The 16334-nt window shown below is 64.4% G+C and carries 13 protein-coding genes, 3 pseudogenes and 1 riboswitch; of the genes and pseudogenes, 7 read left to right on the top strand and 9 right to left on the bottom strand.

What is annotated here, in order from left to right:
* Positions 1-640 precede the first annotated feature (640 nt).
* Positions 641-1039, bottom strand: coding sequence for a Co2+/Mg2+ efflux facilitator ApaG/CorD (gene apaG, locus ACFFWD_RS31060; protein ID WP_376971887.1), 399 nt, complete (start codon positions 1037-1039; stop codon positions 641-643).
* Positions 1040-1279: 240 nt separating this feature from the next.
* Here apaG and ACFFWD_RS31055 point away from each other — a divergent pair, with 240 nt between their 5' ends.
* From ACFFWD_RS31055 to ACFFWD_RS31045, 3 genes are read left to right on the top strand one after another with little or no spacing between them, the layout of a single operon-like run.
* A complete protein-coding gene (locus tag ACFFWD_RS31055; RefSeq protein WP_376971885.1) occupies positions 1280-2527 on the top strand; it encodes an OpgC domain-containing protein in 1248 nt (415 codons plus the stop codon).
* Positions 2524-3285 (top strand): SGNH/GDSL hydrolase family protein, encoded by a 762-nt coding sequence (locus ACFFWD_RS31050; RefSeq protein WP_376971883.1) that lies wholly within the window; start codon positions 2524-2526, stop codon positions 3283-3285. Before ACFFWD_RS31055 ends, ACFFWD_RS31050 begins: the two co-directional genes overlap by 4 nt.
* A 13-nt stretch (positions 3286-3298) precedes the next feature.
* A complete protein-coding gene (locus ACFFWD_RS31045; protein ID WP_376971881.1) occupies positions 3299-4375 on the top strand; it encodes an SGNH/GDSL hydrolase family protein in 1077 nt (358 codons plus the stop codon).
* Between the two features lie 64 nt (positions 4376-4439).
* Here ACFFWD_RS31045 and ACFFWD_RS31040 read toward each other — a convergent pair whose 3' ends face one another.
* The gene (locus tag ACFFWD_RS31040; RefSeq protein ID WP_376971879.1) at positions 4440-5633 is read right to left on the bottom strand and encodes an O-succinylhomoserine sulfhydrylase; all 1194 of its coding nucleotides are present in this window, start codon (positions 5631-5633) and stop codon (positions 4440-4442) included.
* A gap of 75 nt (positions 5634-5708) precedes the next feature.
* A riboswitch (SAM riboswitch) is annotated at positions 5709-5788 on the bottom strand.
* Positions 5789-5880: 92 nt separating this feature from the next.
* Here ACFFWD_RS31040 and ACFFWD_RS31035 point away from each other — a divergent pair.
* A complete protein-coding gene (locus tag ACFFWD_RS31035) occupies positions 5881-7017 on the top strand; it encodes a 2'-deoxycytidine 5'-triphosphate deaminase (protein ID WP_376971877.1) in 1137 nt (378 codons plus the stop codon).
* A 55-nt stretch (positions 7018-7072) separates the two neighbouring features.
* Here the strand turns inward: ACFFWD_RS31035 and ACFFWD_RS31030 are convergent.
* From ACFFWD_RS31030 to ACFFWD_RS31020, 3 genes and pseudogenes are all read right to left on the bottom strand, one after another.
* Positions 7073-8069: pseudogene (locus ACFFWD_RS31030) on the bottom strand (methyl-accepting chemotaxis protein); the annotation flags it as partial.
* 339 nt (positions 8070-8408) lie between these two features.
* Positions 8409-8720 carry a hypothetical protein gene (locus tag ACFFWD_RS31025; RefSeq protein ID WP_376971875.1) on the bottom strand — a complete coding sequence of 104 codons (312 nt, stop codon included), beginning with the start codon at positions 8718-8720 and terminating at the stop codon, positions 8409-8411.
* A 119-nt stretch (positions 8721-8839) separates the two neighbouring features.
* Positions 8840-9032: pseudogene (locus ACFFWD_RS31020) on the bottom strand (sorbosone dehydrogenase family protein); the annotation flags it as partial.
* A 310-nt stretch (positions 9033-9342) separates the two neighbouring features.
* Between ACFFWD_RS31020 and ACFFWD_RS31015 the strand changes: the two are divergent.
* Together ACFFWD_RS31015 and ACFFWD_RS31010 are read left to right on the top strand one after the other, a co-directional pair.
* Entirely contained in the window at positions 9343-10392 is a 1050-nt protein-coding gene (locus tag ACFFWD_RS31015) for a hypothetical protein (protein ID WP_376971873.1), read from the top strand.
* A 232-nt stretch (positions 10393-10624) separates the two neighbouring features.
* Positions 10625-12067, top strand: a complete 1443-nt coding sequence (locus ACFFWD_RS31010; RefSeq protein WP_376971871.1) for an MATE family efflux transporter — start codon at positions 10625-10627, stop codon at positions 12065-12067.
* 173 nt (positions 12068-12240) lie between these two features.
* On the opposite strand, the gene ACFFWD_RS31005 is transcribed toward ACFFWD_RS31010, so the two are convergent.
* The 4 genes and pseudogenes from ACFFWD_RS31005 to ACFFWD_RS30990 form a co-directional block, all read right to left on the bottom strand.
* Entirely contained in the window at positions 12241-12657 is a 417-nt protein-coding gene (locus ACFFWD_RS31005; protein WP_376971869.1) for an SRPBCC family protein, read from the bottom strand.
* Between the two features lie 14 nt (positions 12658-12671).
* Positions 12672-13031 (bottom strand): VOC family protein, encoded by a 360-nt coding sequence (locus ACFFWD_RS31000; protein ID WP_376971867.1) that lies wholly within the window; start codon positions 13029-13031, stop codon positions 12672-12674.
* A 53-nt stretch (positions 13032-13084) separates the two neighbouring features.
* A complete protein-coding gene (locus tag ACFFWD_RS30995; protein WP_376971865.1) occupies positions 13085-13924 on the bottom strand; it encodes a helix-turn-helix domain-containing protein in 840 nt (279 codons plus the stop codon).
* Between the two features lie 10 nt (positions 13925-13934).
* Positions 13935-14512, bottom strand: a pseudogene (locus tag ACFFWD_RS30990) (methylated-DNA--[protein]-cysteine S-methyltransferase).
* Positions 14513-14761: 249 nt separating this feature from the next.
* On the opposite strand from ACFFWD_RS30990, the gene ACFFWD_RS30985 reads away from it, so the two are divergent.
* The gene (locus tag ACFFWD_RS30985) at positions 14762-16279 is read left to right on the top strand and encodes a glycosyltransferase family protein (RefSeq protein ID WP_376971863.1); all 1518 of its coding nucleotides are present in this window, start codon (positions 14762-14764) and stop codon (positions 16277-16279) included.
* Positions 16280-16334 lie beyond the last annotated feature (55 nt).

Here is a 16334-nt window from a genome sequence, read left to right as displayed (position 1 = left end):
TGAGGGGCGCTTCGCGATCGTCACGAGTGTTGGGTCGAGATGCGGTGGACGCCAAGTGCGCAACTGACGAGTGCGCATGAAGCGGACGGTGAAGTCGTGTGGTCCTGACGCCCCAGTGGCTGGTGTCTCTTCGCAAGACGCGAAACGTCCTTGCGAAGACGGTGACAAAAACGCCCGTCTCGCCGGGGAGAGCACGAAGGAAGCCGTAAAACCATCGCGCAGGGAAAGCCGGAGTTTCCGGTTATTTCACCTGTGGTCCTACCCCCGTGCTTTTTGTTGCACGGGACCCATGGGTGCAATCGGCACCCGGCTTTCCCTGCGCCCTCTATGCAAAGAGGGCGAGCAAGATGAGGCAAACCTCGGACAAATCATGTCGCGAGAATGTGGGCGTATGTTTTGGCCGTCATTGCGAGCGAAGCGAAGCAATCCATCGGTCCACACACACGGACAGATGGATTGCTTCGTCGCTTCGGCGCAAAATTGCTTTGCAATTTTGTCGCGAGCTCCTCGCAATGACGGCCAGGATTGTAGGGTGGGCAAAGCGCAAGCGTGCCCACCCTCGCGAGCACAGCGTGGACGGTGGGCACGGCGCTCGCGCGCCTTTGCCCACCCTACGGCACTGCCCTTGCGGCGATACCCGTCAGTTCAACACCCGCTTGCCGTCCGGGCTCGGGCTGTCGAGCGAGAATGTCGGCACGTCGATCTCGAACCGCTCGCCGCTCTCGCTGACCATCTGGTAGCTGCCGGTCATGAAGCCGGAGGCGGTCGGCAGCGGCACGCCGGAGGTGTATTCGAAGCGCTCGCCGGGCGCGAGCACCGGCTGCTCGCCGACCACGCCCTCGCCGCGCACCTCCTGCCGGCGCCCGGTGGCGTCGGTGATGATCCAGTGCCGGGTGCGCAACTGCACGGTTTCCGGGCCGGAATTGGTGATCACGATGGTGTAGGACCAGAAATACTCGCGCCGGTCCAACGACGATCGCTCCGGCATGAAGTTCGGTTCGACGGTAACTTCGATCTGGCGGGTAACGGCGCGGTACATACGGTCGATTCCGATGGTCTCAGGCCTGCATCATATCGAATTGATCCGCTGGAACCAATCGATTGCCGCGCGGCGGCCAGGATCGGTCCGCACAGCAAGGGTCCATCTCGGTTTCAACATAGTTCCATTCTAAGGCGCGACCGCGTGCCGCCGATATCTGCGCTTTGTCTGCAAGTCGCGGACCGATAATATGTTTTCCGCACGGGCCGCGCGGGACTCCCGCGGCCGAAACGGTGTCTGATGAGCTCGATTGCCGACCCCATTGCCGGACCGCCCGTCGCGGAAGCCAAGGCAGCGCAGGCCGAAGCGGCCGCGCCGGCGATCACGCTTGCGCCCGCCGGCGAGCGCGAATTGCGGCTCGACCTGTTCCGCGGGCTCGCGCTCTGGTTGATCTTCATCGATCACCTGCCGACCAACATCCTGACCTGGTTCACGATCCGCAATTACGGCTTCTCCGACGCCACCGAGATCTTCATCTTCATCTCCGGCTACACCGCCGCCTTCGTCTATGGCCGCGCGATGCAGGACGCCGGGTTCGTGATCGCGACCGCGCGCATCCTGCGCCGGGTCTGGCAGATCTACGTCGCGCAGGTGTTCCTGTTCACGATCTTCCTCGCCGAGATCTCCTACGTCGCGACCCGCTTCGAGAACCCGCTCTACACCGAAGAGATGGGGATCATGGATTTCCTCAAGCAGCCCGACGTCACCATCGTCCAGGCGCTGCTGTTGCGCTTCCGTCCCGTCAACATGGACATCCTGCCGCTCTACATCGTGCTGATGCTGTTCCTGCCGCTGATCCTGGCGCTGATGCGATGGAAGCCCGATGTCACATTGGCGCTGTCGGTGCTCCTGTACGCGGTGACCTGGCAATTCGACCTTTATCTGTCGGCCTATCCGAACGGGGTCTGGGCGTTCAATCCGTTCGCCTGGCAATTGTTGTTCGTGTTCGGCGCCTGGTGCGCGCTCGGCGGCGCGCGCCGGATGTCGCGCATCCTGTCGTCGCCGCTCACGATGTCGATCTGCATCGCCTACCTCGTCGCGGCGTTCTACGTGACGCTGACCTGGTATGTGCCGCAGCTCGGCCACATCATGCCGAAGCGCATCGAGCAGTGGATCTATCCGATCAACAAGACCGATCTCGATGTCCTGCGCTTTGCGCACTTCCTTGCGCTCGCCGCGCTGACCGTGCGCTTCCTGCCCAGGGACTGGCCGGCACTAAAGTCGCCCTGGCTGCGACCTTTGATCCTGTGCGGCCAGCACTCGCTTGAGATATTCTGCCTCGGGGTCTTCCTCGCCTTCGCCGGACATTTCGTGCTTGCCGAAATGTCTGGCGGTGCCGCATTGCACGCGCTGATCAGCGTTTGCGGCATCCTCATCATGTGGGGCATGGCGTGGATTATTTCGTGGTACAAGAACTCCGCCGACAAGGGTGCCTCGCGAACAAGAAGCACCGGCGGCAACGCCGATATGGCGGGAGGGGGAGCATGAAGTCCGTCTGGACGATGCTAGGCCTGATGCTGCTTGCCGGCCATCTGACCGCAGCATCGGTGCGCGCGGAGGAGGCGGCGCAGCCGCAACCTTGCGACGTGCCCGCCGATCTGCTGTCCAGCGAGAGCTCGCTTCCCAAGGTCGCCGAAATGGTCAAGGGCAAGCAGCCCTTGAACGTGCTCGTCGTCGGCAGCCGCTCCTCCACGATCCCGACGCAGGAGGCGAGCGCGTATCCGGCGCAGCTTCTGGCGGCTCTGAAAGGGCGGCTGCCGTCCGCAGAGGTCAATTTATCCGTGGAACTACAGGCATCGAAGACCGCCGAGGAGACGGCTGCGGGGCTCGTTAAGCTTGTCGACGCAAAAAAGCCTACTTTGGTTATCTGGCAGACCGGCACGGTCGATGCTATGCGATCGGTCGATCCCGACGATTTCCGCAGCGCCATCGACGAAGGTGTTGTCGCGTTGCAGAAGGCCGGGACCGACGTGGTTTTGGTCAATTTGCAGTACAGCCCACGTACGGAGACGATGATCTCTGCGCCGCCCTATCTGGACAATATGCGTGTGGTGGCCCAGCAGCACGACGTTCCGCTGTTCGATCGGTTCGCCATCATGCGTCACTGGAACGAAGCTGGAGATTTCGACCTGTTCAGCACCTCGCATGGTGTCGAACTGGCCAAGCAAGTTCATGCCTGCCTCGGCCGCGCGCTGTCGAAATTCGTGATCGATGCGGCCCACCTCGACCAGGCGCAGCAGAATTAGGAAACGAGAGTTAATGAGTTGTCACCGCCCTTTTCGTCACAGCACATTTCGTCACAGCGCATGGCGAACTGTGTCTGCCGCCGCGGCAGCGCTGCTGCTGATACCTGCATCGATCGCACCGCTCGTTGCGCAGACTGTGTCGCCGGACCAGCATGCCGCGCTATCGCCCGGCGCCAAGGCCGAGGCCGCGAAAGTTGAAGCCGCCAAAGTCGAAGCTGCCAAGTCCGAGCCGCAGGCGACGAAGCCAGACGCCGCGACGCCGGCTGCCGCCGCCGATCAGGCCAGCGAGCCGCCGCAGCGCGGCGTCGCCGTGCGGGCGATCGACAGGGTGAAGGAGGTCGCCAAATCCGCGAGCGACATCTTCAACCGGGTCCCGTGCCTGCCGCCGAAGGGCGTCGCGAAGACGCTGGGCTCGCTGCCGCATGTCGCGAGCAAGCTCGCTGCCGGACGTCCGGTCACGATCATCGCGTTCGGATCGTCGTCGACGCAGGGCTATGGCTCGTCGTCGCCGGAGTTCACCTATCCGAACCGGCTTGCCGCACAATTGCGCCGGCACTATCCGACGGCTGACATCACCGTCGTCAACCGCGGCAAGGGCGGCGAGGACACACCGGAGATGATGGCGCGGCTGCAGACCGAGGTGATCGACGCGCACCCCGATCTCGTGATCTGGCAGGTCGGCACCAACGCGGTGTTGCGCAATCTTGACCCCGGCGAGACCGGGAAGCAGGTCGAGGACGGCGTGGCGCGCATCCAGGCCGCGGGCGCCGATATCGTGCTGGTCGATCCGCAATACTCGCCGCGCGTCACCGAGCGTCCCGAAAGCGCACGGGGGATGGTCAAGCTGCTCGGCCGCATCGCCGCGCTTCGTCACGTCGGCATCTTCCCGCGCTTCGAGGTGATGCGCGACTGGCACGAGAAGCAGGCGATCCCGATCAACGATTTCGTCATCGCCGACGGCCTGCACATGAACGACTGGGGCTATGCCTGCTTCGCGCAATTGCTCGGCGACGACATCATCCGTTCGGTCGGCCAGCTCAAGCTCGGCGTCAACGTGCCGGCGGATGTGCGGACATATCGGCCGATGTGAGGCGGGCGAATAGCGAACAGGGGTGACCACCATTCGCCATTCGCTACTCCCTATTCGCTTCTTCTCACACTTTCTCCAGCGCCTGCGCGAAATCCTCGATCAGGTCGTCGGCGTGCTCGAGCCCGGCCGAGAAGCGGATGAAGCCTTCGCTGATGCCGAGCTCGGCGCGCGCCTCCGGCGCCAGGCGCTGATGCGTCGTGGTGGCGGGATGCGTCACCAGGCTCTTGGCGTCGCCGAGATTGTTGGAGATGCGCGAGATCTTCAGCGCGTTCAGGCAGCGGAAGGCGCCGGCCTTGCCGCCCTTGACCTCGAAGCCGATCAGCGTCGAGCCCGAACGCATCTGCTTCTTCACCGTCTCGGCCTGCGGATGGTCGGCACGTCCGGGATAGATCAGCCGCGTGATCTTCGGGTGGCTGGCGAGCGCATCGGCGATCTTCGCCGCGCTCTCGGTCTGCGCCTTGACGCGGACGCCGAGCGTCTCCAGCCCCTTCAGGAGCACCCAGGCGTTGAACGGCGACATCGACGGGCCGGTCTGGCGCATGAAATTGTGGATCTGCTCGGCGATGAAGGCTTCCGACGACAGGATAATGCCGCCGAGGCAGCGGCCCTGGCCGTCGATGTGCTTGGTCGCGGAATAGACCACGACGTCGGCACCGAGCGCGAGCGGGCTCTGCCAGATCGGGGTTGCGAACACGTTGTCGACCACGAGCCGCGCGCCGCCCTGATGGGCGATCTCGGCGATCGCCGAGATGTCGAGCACATCGAGCGTCGGATTGGTCGGGCTCTCCAGGAAGCAGGTCCTGGTGTTCGGCCGCATCGCCTTCTTCCACTGGTCGAGATCAAGGCCGTCGACCAGCGTCGACTGGATGCCGTAGCGCGGCAGCAGGTCTTCCACGACATAGCGGCAGGAGCCGAACAGCGCCTTGGAGGCGACCACGTGATCACCCGCCTTCAGCGGCGCGAGGATCGCGGTGGTCACCGCGGCCATGCCGGTGGCGGTGGCGCGGGCGGCCTCGGCGCCTTCCAGATCGATCATGCGGCGCTCGAACATCGACACGTTCGGGTTCGAGAAGCGCGAATAGAGAAAACCCTGTTCCTCGCCCTTGAACCGCGCCTCGCATTGCTCGGCGCTGTCATAGACGAAACCCTGGGTCAGGAAGATCGACTCCGACGTCTCGCCATATTGCGAGCGCAGCGCGCCGGAATGCACCAGGCGGGTTTCGGGACGATAGCGGGCGGTAGCTTTAGCTTCAGACATGTGACCTCCGACGCGGCCGGTTTCCCTGGAAAACGGCCACAAAAAACCGGCCTGGAGCAATCTCCACAGGCCGGGATCACACTGTCCCCGGCCTGTTTAGCGACTTATTTAACGTGGCTGCAAGCCGGCCGGCTCAAATCACCACGGGATAAGTCCTGCTGATATTCGTTCGCGCCCTTTCCGTCAAGGCGGCCATCGGATAACCCGTAAAAACCCATATTTTGGGGCATGGATGGCGATTTGAGGCATGATCTGGGCCATCCCGAGGGACCGTACCGTGTCATTCACGCTGGAAGACGAAGCCAATGGAATTCTGCCCGACCGCATGATCGCGGAGATGGCGGATGCCGGCCTCATCCTGCCGGCCTATGACTTTGTCGAGAGCCAGATCCAGCCGGCGAGCCTCGATCTGCGCCTTGGCGACATCGCCTACCGGGTGCGCGCGAGCTTCCTGCCCGGGCCCGACGCCACCGTCGCCGAGCGCATCGACGAATTGAAGCTGCATGAGATCGATCTGTCCGACGGAGCGGTGCTGGAGACCAATTGCGTCTACATCGTGCCGCTCCTGGAAAGCCTGGCGCTGCCGCCTGAGATCGTCGCCGCCGCCAACCCGAAAAGCTCGACCGGTCGGCTCGACGTCTTCACCCGCGTGATTGCCGACGGCACCCGCCGCTTCGACATGATCGGCGCCGGCTATCACGGCCCGCTATATGCAGAGATCAGCCCGAAGACGTTCCCGGTGCTGCTGCGCGAGGGGTCGCGGCTCTCTCAGGTGCGCTTCCGGATCGGGGACGCGGTGCTCAATGCCGACGAGCTCGATGCGCTGCATGCCGCCGAGCGGCTGGTCGATGTCGATGATGCCGACCTCACCCAAGGCGTCGCGCTCTCGGTCGATCTCTCCGGTCAGAGTTCGGGCGGCTTCGTCGGCTACCGCGCCAAGCGCCACACCGGCGTCGTCGATGTCGACCGCCGCGGCGGCTATGCGGTCGATGACTTCTGGGAGCCGATCCCGGCGCGCGCCGACGGCAGCCTGATCCTCGATCCCGGCGAGTTCTACATCCTCGCCTCCAAGGAAGCGGTGCAGGTGCCGCCGGATTACGCCGCCGAGATGGTGCCGTTCGATCCCTTGGTCGGCGAATTCCGTGTCCACTATGCCGGCTTCTTTGATCCCGGCTTCGGCTATGCCGGTGCCGGCGGCAAGGGCGCCCGCGCCGTGCTGGAGGTGCGCTCGCGCGAGGTGCCGTTCATCCTCGAGCACGGCCAGATCGTCGGCCGTCTCGTCTATGAGCGCATGCTGGAGCGCCCCGACGCGCTGTACGGCCAGCGCATCGGCTCCAACTACCAGGCGCAGGGCCTGAAGCTGTCCAAGCATTTCCGGGTGTAGCGCTTCGCGCGATCGCGAGCGGCGTCGCCTTGCGCGTTCCGCTCGGCGCCGCTTCTTACGCCACCCGGACGGTCGACAGGAAAGTGCCGACCTGGTGCTTCAGCCGCGTGCTCTCCGCAGCCAGCGTCTGCGCCGCCGAGAGCACCTGCGAGGAGGCCGAGCCCGTCTCGGACGCGCCATGGCGGACCTCCGTCACACTCGCGCTGACGTGATGCGTACCGCGTGCGGCCTGCTGGATGTTGCGCGAGATCTCCTGCGTTGCCGCGGTCTGCTGCTCGATGGCGGATGCGATCGTGGCGGAGATTTCCGAGAGCCGGCCGATGATGTCGCTGACGCTCTCGATCGCCGTGACGGATTGTTTCGACGCGCTCTGGATGCTGGCGATCTGGACGCCGATGTCGCCCGTCGCCTTCGCGGTCTGCTCGGCCAGTTGCTTGACCTCGGAGGCAACCACCGCGAAGCCGCGCCCGGCCTCGCCTGCGCGCGCCGCTTCGATGGTCGCGTTGAGGGCAAGAAGGTTGGTCTGCGATGCAATCGTATTGATGAGCTCCACGACGTCGCCGATGCGTCCCGCGATCGACCGCTTCTCCGGCAATCCTCGCGGATTCTTGCACCTGCCGGCTGATTTCGCCGACCGACGAGGTCATCTCCTCCGTCGCCGAGGCGACCGACTGGACGTTCGTGGATGCCTCCTCGGACGCCGATGCGACATCGGCGGCGAGGCTTTGCGACCGGGTCGCCGTCGATGTCAGCCGGGTGGCCGACGTCTCCAGCTCCTGCGAGGAGGATGACACGGTCTCGATGATCTGCCCGACCGAGTCCTCGAACTCCGCGGCCAGCCTATGCAGTTGCTGCTTGCGCTCGTTGGCCTGCTCCTCGCGTTGCTGCGCCTGAAGCTCTGCTTCCTCGCGTGCCTTCCGCTCGGCCTCGTCGCGGATGATGACGACGGCCTGCGCCATATCGCCAATCTCGTCGGCGCGGTTCGCCCCGGGCACGACAACGTCCGTGACCCCGGTGGCCATCGTCCGCATCGCCGTCGTCAATCTGCCGAGCGGCCTTACCACGCGGAGGGCAAAGACCAGCACGCCGCCGATGATCATGAGGACCACGATCGCCGAGACAGTCCAGACCACCATCGTGAACGTCGTGACCGATTCCGTCGCGGAGGCCTCGAGCGCCGTGTTGAGCTTGTTTGCCTTCTCGACGATGTCGTCGATCACGGCGCGATGGGCGGCATAAACCTTGTCGAGCTTCTCATAGGCGTGCTCGGCCGCAGCCATGTCGTGCTTGGCGAGCGCCGGCAGCAAGTCACCTTCGGTGATCGACCAGAATTTCTGCACCTCGGCATTCGAGGTCACGGTCAGCTTGTGCTTCAGCTCCTCGGGAAGGCGCTAGGACTTCCAGAAAGCCCGCCGCTCATCGTAGTCCTTGTGAAGCTGCTGCAGCCTCGCCTTGTGCGCGTCCGTCTTCGCGGGCTCGCGCAACGCAAGCGTCGCCTCGAGGTAGCCCTCCAGAACATAGGCAGGCGGAGGGAGGATGTCGGCAACGAGATCGCTACCGAGCTTGATCTGATCGTAGAGCGGGCCGCCAACGCGCAGCTGGCGGGATGCGAATTCACTGACACCGACAATTGCCGCCAGACCTACAGACGTGGCAATGCCGAACGCGACAATCATTGCCGCGATAGAGATCCGAATCTTCATCAATGTGTTCCGTGCTGGTTCGCCGTCGACCGCTTCATTTGAATCGAGCCGGCCTTTCCGGTTCCTTTACGAACAGCGCGCCCCCGTGTTTTCCCGGAGCCTTTTGCGTGGCTTGAGCGCTATCGCGCCGCTGCAGTCGCAGATGGTGTCACGCGCCAGACCGTGTTGCCGACATCGTCGGCGACGAGCAGTGCGGCCTTGCCGATCGATGCGCAGGCCGACCGGACGGCCCTGCGCCTGTCCGCTGTCGTTGAGGAATCCAGTCAGCACATCTTGTGGTTTGCCGGATGGCTTGCCGTTCGCGAACGGCACGCCCTCGCTCCAGCCGACCGCACGGGCGACGTTGATCGTCGGCAGCCAGGACGTCTGCGGCGCCGGCAGTGTCGGCGAGGGCCCATAGCTCTGCTCTGCAGTGACGGTATCCTGCGGGTCGCTGCAGGCGGCAAGCGAGAGGGCGGCGACGGCGAGTGAGATCGCCGGCCGTAATTTGTTGCGCGTGACGAAACCGTGCATACCGCCTCCCAATGCAGAAGACTGGCGAATGTTGAAAAGATCGGCCATGAAACTGGTATGACGAACCAACGCCGGCGCAAGGCCGCGGGCCAATAAAAAGGGAGTGACCATGACCGGAGAGCAGGACGCGCGCGAGGCGCAATGGCGGAAATGGCGCAGCGTCGCCGACCTCTACCACGCCTTCTTCACCGGCCTGATCCTTACCGTGGTGACGCGACGCGGCACCGCCGACGCCGCGGAATTCGTGTTCCGGGTGTTTCGCCGCCAGCAGCGGGAGCGCTTCCTGCCGGGCTTGAAGAAGCTCGGCCTCGACGGCCTGCCGCCCGCGGTCGCCGCCGCGCAGTATCACTACCTCTCGAACTGGATCGGCGGCGTGCATGTCGAATACATGTACGAGAACGACCGCAAGGCCTGGATCCGCTATCCGCCGCCGCGCTGGATCTGGAAGGGCACCGCGATCTGCGGCGTGCCCGGCGAGGTCTCGCGCGCGATGCTGCGCGGCTGGCACGCCAACAACGGTGTTGCGCTCGGCGATCTGAGGCTCGGCTTCGTCTGCACCAAGCAGAGCGTCGACGGCCAGGACGGCCTCGAGGGCTATTATTGCGAATACGATCATCCGCTCGAGCTCGACCAGCGTCTGGTCTTCGCACGGCATCTCGAGGCGCCGCTGTTCGATCCCAGGACAGCGCCGGCGCTCCCGGTCGACAGTTGGCCGAAGCCGCGGCTGGAGAAGGCCTATCGCAACTACGCGATGGAATATGTAAAGACCGCGGCGCCCGTGATGGTGCAGGTGTTTGGTCCCGAGGATGCGAGCTATCTCCTGCATCTCACCGGCAAGCTGATTGGCATGCAGTATTTCGACGAGGTTGCGCAGGCGCTCGGCGGAAGCCGGGGAGGAGCAAAGGAGCTCGTCGATTTCCTGCGCGTCCTTTTCGAGTCACAGGATGACGTGGCCGACATCAGCGAGTCTGCGGGGCAGTTCGAGGTGCGCCAGCAAGGCTGGAAGCTGATGGCCGATGTGGCCGATTATCACCCAGCCTGCGCCAGCGTCCTGACCGGCCTGTTCGAGGGGCTCGGCGCCGGCTGCGGGCGGCATATTCCGGTGCATTTGAAGCCGAACGGGGCAGCTAACGCCCCGTTTGTGTGGTCGGTCGGCTAGCGCCAAGGTTCATCTGCAATCGCGCAGGGGGCCCCTGCGTCCCGCGCACGTGGAATCGGCGCCCGCCATGGTAGGGAAACACCATGGCGCGGCTCCCAGACTGCGCCAGAGCGCGATCAGCAAAAGTGGAAGCCGGTTTTGCGTCCGATCGCGCTCTGAATCAAAAATTTTGGCGCATGACCTATTCGCCAAACCGCGCACACTTTGGCGGGTCATGCGCCGTGGAGTTGAAATGTCCGATCTCGGCCTTGCCGAAATACCTGTCGACGAAGACGAACGGCCGCTGCCGCCGCCGGTCACCAAGCCGGCGCGCAACAGGTTGCTCGACGGGCCGATCCTGCGCACGCTGCTATGGCTCGCCTGGCCGAACGTGATCGCGCTCTCCGCCGGCACCTGCGTGGTGATCGCGGAGACCTCCTATATCGGCCGGCTCGGTGTCGAGTCGCTCGCGGCGATGGCGCTGGTGTTTCCCTGCGTGATCCTGACCATGACGATGTCGGGCGGCGCGATGGGCGGCGGCGTCGCGTCCTCGATCGCACGCGCGCTCGGTGCCGGCGAGATCGATCGCGCCTCGACGCTCGCGGCGCACGCGTTGCTGATCGGCTTGACCCTCGGCGTGACGTTCATGCTGGGCATGCTGATCTTCGGGCCGCGCCTGCTCGAATTGCTCGGCGGCCGCGGCAATGTGCTGGCGCAGGCGATCGCCTATTCGCAGATCTTCTTCGGCGGCGCGATCCTGCCCTGGCTAATGAACACTATGGCCGGCATCCTGCGCGGGACCGGCAACATGAAATTGCCGTCGACCATGATCCTGTCGTCGGCGGTCTGGCAGATCATCCTCGGCGGCACGCTCGGGCTCGGCCTCGGACCGGTGCCGCAATTCGGCATGCGCGGCGTCGCCGCAGGCTCCTTGATCGCCTATTCGATCAGCATCACCGTGATGGGCTGGTACCTGTTCTCCGGCCGCGCCCGCGTGGTCCCGAAGATCAGGGGATTGCGCGTGCAGGGAGCGATGTTCATCGACATCCTCAAGGTCGGCGCGATCTCCTGCTTCTCGCCGCTGCAGTCGGTGCTGACGATCTCGATCTTCACCCACATGCTGGCGACGTTTGGCACGGCGGTTCTCGCCGGCTACGGCATCGGCGCGCGGCTCGAATTCATGCTGACCTCGGTCGCCTTCGCGGTCGGTATCGCCTCGGTGCCGATGATCGGCATGGCAGTTGGTGCGGAGCGCATCGCGCGCGCCCGCCGCATCGCCTGGACGGCGGGCACCGTGTCGTTCCTGGCGGTCGGCGTCGTCGGCAGCTTCATCGCCGTGTTCCCCGACCTCTGGGTCAACCTCTTCACCAGCGATCCACAGGTACGAACCACCAGCCATCAATATCTCTCCACTGCCGCGCCGATGTACGCCTTCATTGGCCTCGCGATGTCGATGTACTTCTCCTCGCAGGGGGCCGCGAAAGTGCTGGGCCCGGTGCTGGCGCAGACTGCGCGTCTCATCTTCATCGGCACCGGCGGCTGGTGGCTGTCGACGCATGAGGCGACCGCGCAAAACTTCTTCGCGCTTGCCGCCGCCTCGATGGGCGTGCTCGGCGTGCTCTCCTGCCTCAGCGTGGTGCTGACGCGCTGGGGCAAGCCCCAAGCGTCTCAACCCGTCATCCTGAGGAGCGCGTAGCGCGTCTCGAAGAATCCACGGCCCCGATGCTTCAGCGCATGCGGTTGCTCCTCTCGTGGAGAGAGCCGGGCCGTCGCCCTTCGAGGCTCGCCGAACAGGCGAGCACCTCAGGGTGACGGTGAAAGTTTCGAGAATGCGACGGCCAACATGCGGATTGCGCCGCGCCGCGCGCGTTACGCCGCACTCTTGGCTTTTGCCGAGCCCGCCAGCGCCGTCTGCATTGCGGCCGCGCCGAGATCCATCTGCGCGTCCATATAGGGCGCGATCTCGTGCGGTAGCACGTCGGCGATCCACACCACGCGGCAGCGGTTGCCGCCTTCGGCGAATACCTGCACCGAGGCCGAGTGCTGCTTCAGCCGTTCGCTGGTGATCGCATAGACCAGCCGTTGTCTTCTGTCGTCGCAATCGACCAGCGTCTCGCGTGCCACCGTGCCGTTGGCGAAGCTGACGATCCGCACGTCGCCGTCCAGCTTGGTGTCGGTCACGAAGCCCGGCACCAGGCGCGTATGCAGCGCGCCGAAATCACGCAGCGCGTCCCAGACATGGTCGGCCGGCGCGTCGATCGGGATGTCTTTCTGAATGGATGCCATGTGAGTTCTCCTCGTCAGGTGCACACCGCCTCGACATTGTTGCCGTCGGGGTCGATCAGGAACGCGGCGTAATAGGTCGGGCTGTAGTCCTTGCGGTGGCCGGCGTGGCCATTGTCCTTGCCGCCGGCTTTCAGACCTTCGGTGTGGAAGGCCTTGATCGCGTCGTGGTTCTTCGCGCGGAAGGCGACGTGGGCGCCGGTCGCAGCCTTGCCCTTGCGCAGATGTAGCCAAAGCGCGGGCTCGCCCTTTGGCCCGAAGCCGGCACCGTTGTCGTCGCGCGAGCACAGCACAAAGCCGAGCGGTGCCAGCACTGCGGTGTAGAAGCGCACGCTGGCGTCGAGGTCGGCAACGCGTAATCCGATGTGGTCGTACATAGTCGTCTCCAGATGATGCCCGCGTCGGGGGACGCGGCCTGGAGCGACCCTAGTCAGTGCACGGCAAGGCGTTCTTGGAGAATCTTGCGGTCGCCCCGCGAGGCCTGACGGAACTTCAGCGGCGAGGCGCCGGCTGCGCGGTGGAAGCTGCGCACGAAGTTGGAGAGGTCGCCAAATCCGACGTCATAGGCGATGTCGGTGATCGGGCTGTCGTCGTCCGCGAGCCGCCGCGCCGCATGACGCAGCCGCGAGCGCACGAGATATTGATGCGGGGTGACGCCGAGCACGGTGGAAAACAGCCGCAGGAAATGGAAGGTGCTCAGGCCGGCCTGCCCGGCGGCATCATCGAGATCGATGGCGCGGTGCGAGTTGGCGTCGATCCAGAGCGCCGCCTCCACCGCACGGCGGCGGTCTCGCAAGCCGGCGGTCAGCGGCCTGGCCTTGCGGTCAGACACCACCTCGACGAAGCGGGTGGCGAAGACATGCCCGACCTCGTCGAGGCCGACGTCGCTGTTGCCACCTGCTGCCGTCAGCGCGAGCTCGCCCAGCACCATCAGCTCCGGCAGCGGCGGCACCGAGCCGACCTGCCACACCGAGGTGCGGTCGCCGATGGTCTCGACCAGCTCCGGATCGAGGAAAAACGACAGGCACTCGTCGCCGACCACGTGGTCGTGGGTGCAGGTATATTCGTCGCCGGGATGGCCGACCAGGATTGAGCCCGCCACCAGCTCGTGGAAGCGGCCGCGGCAATGGCAGCCGAAACTGCCCTTGCGCACATAGGACACCGAATGACAGGCGAACTGTTCGGCGAACGGCTTGTCGCCGGGCTCCGCGGTGCAGCGAAACTCGGTCACGGACATGCGATTGCGCTGCAACAGCGGCGTGCGGTTCATGACGCAGAATTTAGGGTTGCGGCCCGGGCGGTGCAACCGGCAGCAGCACGTCGAACAGGGTCTTGCTGGCGGTCATCTGCGCGCCCTCGATCGAGAGCAGGCGCCGTTTGGAGATAGAGCCGCCGTTCAGCGAGATCCGGTCGGCATAGTGGCCCGCCTCGAGCACGCGATGGCAGGGCACGATGATCATGAAGGGATTGCGGCTGATCGCCTGGGCCACCGAATAGACCGCGCCGGAGGCTCGCAAGGCGCTCGCCACCTCGTCATAGGTCCGCGTCTCGCCCCGTGGGATGGTTCGGGCGAACTGGTAGACGCGCTGGTTGAAGGCCGGGATGCCGGTCATGTCGAGCCTCACGCCGGTGAGGTCGCTGTCGCCGCCGCGCAGGATCGCGACGATGCCCTCGATCGCGATCTCGATCTCCTCGGGAGGGCGCTGCTCGCGCGCGTCGGGATAAAGCTGGAACAGCCGTCTGCGGGTGTCGATTTCCCTGGCTTCGGGAAGCTGCACACCGACCACGCCGGACTCGCCCCATGCGGTGCCGCATCGGCCGTTGCCGTGTCGAAAATGGTGTACCCACGCCCCGCCATGACACCACCAACCCCGAAAAGGAGCATAACACCGCCACAATCCGGCGCATCCGGAATTTTGACGATAGGTTAAGGGGCCGGAACGGGGTGGTTCCGGATGGCTCAGCGTCCGTGCGGGTGCGGCGGTCGAACACGACGGTCGAACACTTGGCTTCGCTCACGCATCCTTAAAGGTTCAGGACGTATTGGTTCGTTCGAACATGCCGTTCCATGACGTGGCGGGCCTCCTGAACTGCGGCCAGCGGAACAATGACGAGAACAAGCGCTGATCCATCGCATGACCACGTGGGCAGAGTAAGAGCATCGGCCAAGCGCTTTCACCCGCTGGCGGCATTCGTATTGTTGGCCTTGGCGGTCCGTCTTCCTCTCGTATTCTGGCCCAACGTCATCCATCCTGACGAGATATTCCAGCACCTTGAGCCGGCTTGGCGAATGCTGGGTCACGACAGCATCGTCACCTGGGAGTGGCGCTACGGTATTCGCGGTTGGTTCTTGCCAACGCTGCTGGCGGGGCCTGTCCTCTTGGGAGACTGGGTTGCGCCTGAAGGCACAGGGATTCTCGTCGTGCCACGTCTGGTCGCTGCGCTCGCATCGCTAACGATCGTGATCAGTGCCTGGTTTCTTGGCGAGCGGGTTTCTCGAATTCATGCAATTGTTGCGGCCTTTGTGGCTGCGATCTGGTTCGAGTTTGTCTTCTTCGCGCCGCACACGCTGAGCGAACCTCTGGCCACCGCGCTGATCGTGCCGGCCGCCTTGCTGTTGACAGATGGCCCGTCGCAGAGACGCCTCGTCATCGGTGGCGCGTTGCTTGCGCTCGCCTTCGTCTGTCGCTTTCAATACGCGCCAGCCATCGCCGTACTTGCCATTGGAGCATGCTGGAGGCACTGGAAAAACGCGATCCCGCTGGTCGCCGGGGGGCTTGTCGTGCTCCTGATTGCCGCCATGGTCGATGTTGCGCACGGCGTCACACCTTTCAGCTGGCTGATCACAAACATTGAACAAAATCTGATGCGGGACCGCGCGGCCCTGTTCGGTGTGACACCCGCAATGGCCTATCTCTACGATCTCTGGACGATCTGGTCAGTGGCGATCGTGCTGATGTTGGGTGCGCTCTGGCGCGGATGGCGACACGCGCCGCTGCTGATGGCAGCGGCAGTCGCAAATATTGCCTTTCACAGCTCGATCGGACACAAGGAATACCGATTCATATTCCTGTCGATCGTGTTGTTGGTCATCCTGGCAGCATTGGGCTCCGCCGACTGGGTCCAATCGCTGCGGGCGAAGCGAACGTGGCGTCCGTGGGCGTTGCCTGTGATCGCCGGCGGGTGGGCGCTCGCTTCTATGGCGCTTGCGGGGGCGACAGAGGTGATGCGTGACAATTGGATGAGCGGCACAGGTGCCGCCCGATTGGCGGCGGAATTGCGCGGCGATCCAGAACTCTGCGGTCTGGCGCTTTACAATTTTCCGTTTCACTTGGTGCCCGGGCGGGAACGATTGGCAGGTCAGGCGCCGCTGTACATGCTTTATCCTTTAGACCCCGTCGCGAAGGGGCGCCTCGCCGCTCTGGTACAGAAGACAGAGCCTGCGTTTAACCGCATCCTCTCCCGACCGAGCTCGGCGGGCGACCTTCCCGCAGATTTTTCGCGACGAAGCTGCGCTACCGTAGCCAATGCAGAGGCATGTATCTTCGCACGTGGTGGCGGCTGCGATGCAGGGGCCGCCACGCCATTTGACATCAATGATGTGCTGGTGCGGCTCGATTACTAGCAGTCTGCTGAAAAACCTCTCGCCGTAGCGAGAATTTGCTGATTCAATTTTTTAT

Source organism: Bradyrhizobium erythrophlei (assembly GCF_042430365.1).
Lineage (GTDB): Bacteria > Pseudomonadota > Alphaproteobacteria > Rhizobiales > Xanthobacteraceae > Bradyrhizobium > Bradyrhizobium erythrophlei.
The sequence above is the reverse complement of the archived record's forward strand: the minus strand, read 5'-3'. Positions and strand labels throughout refer to the sequence as shown.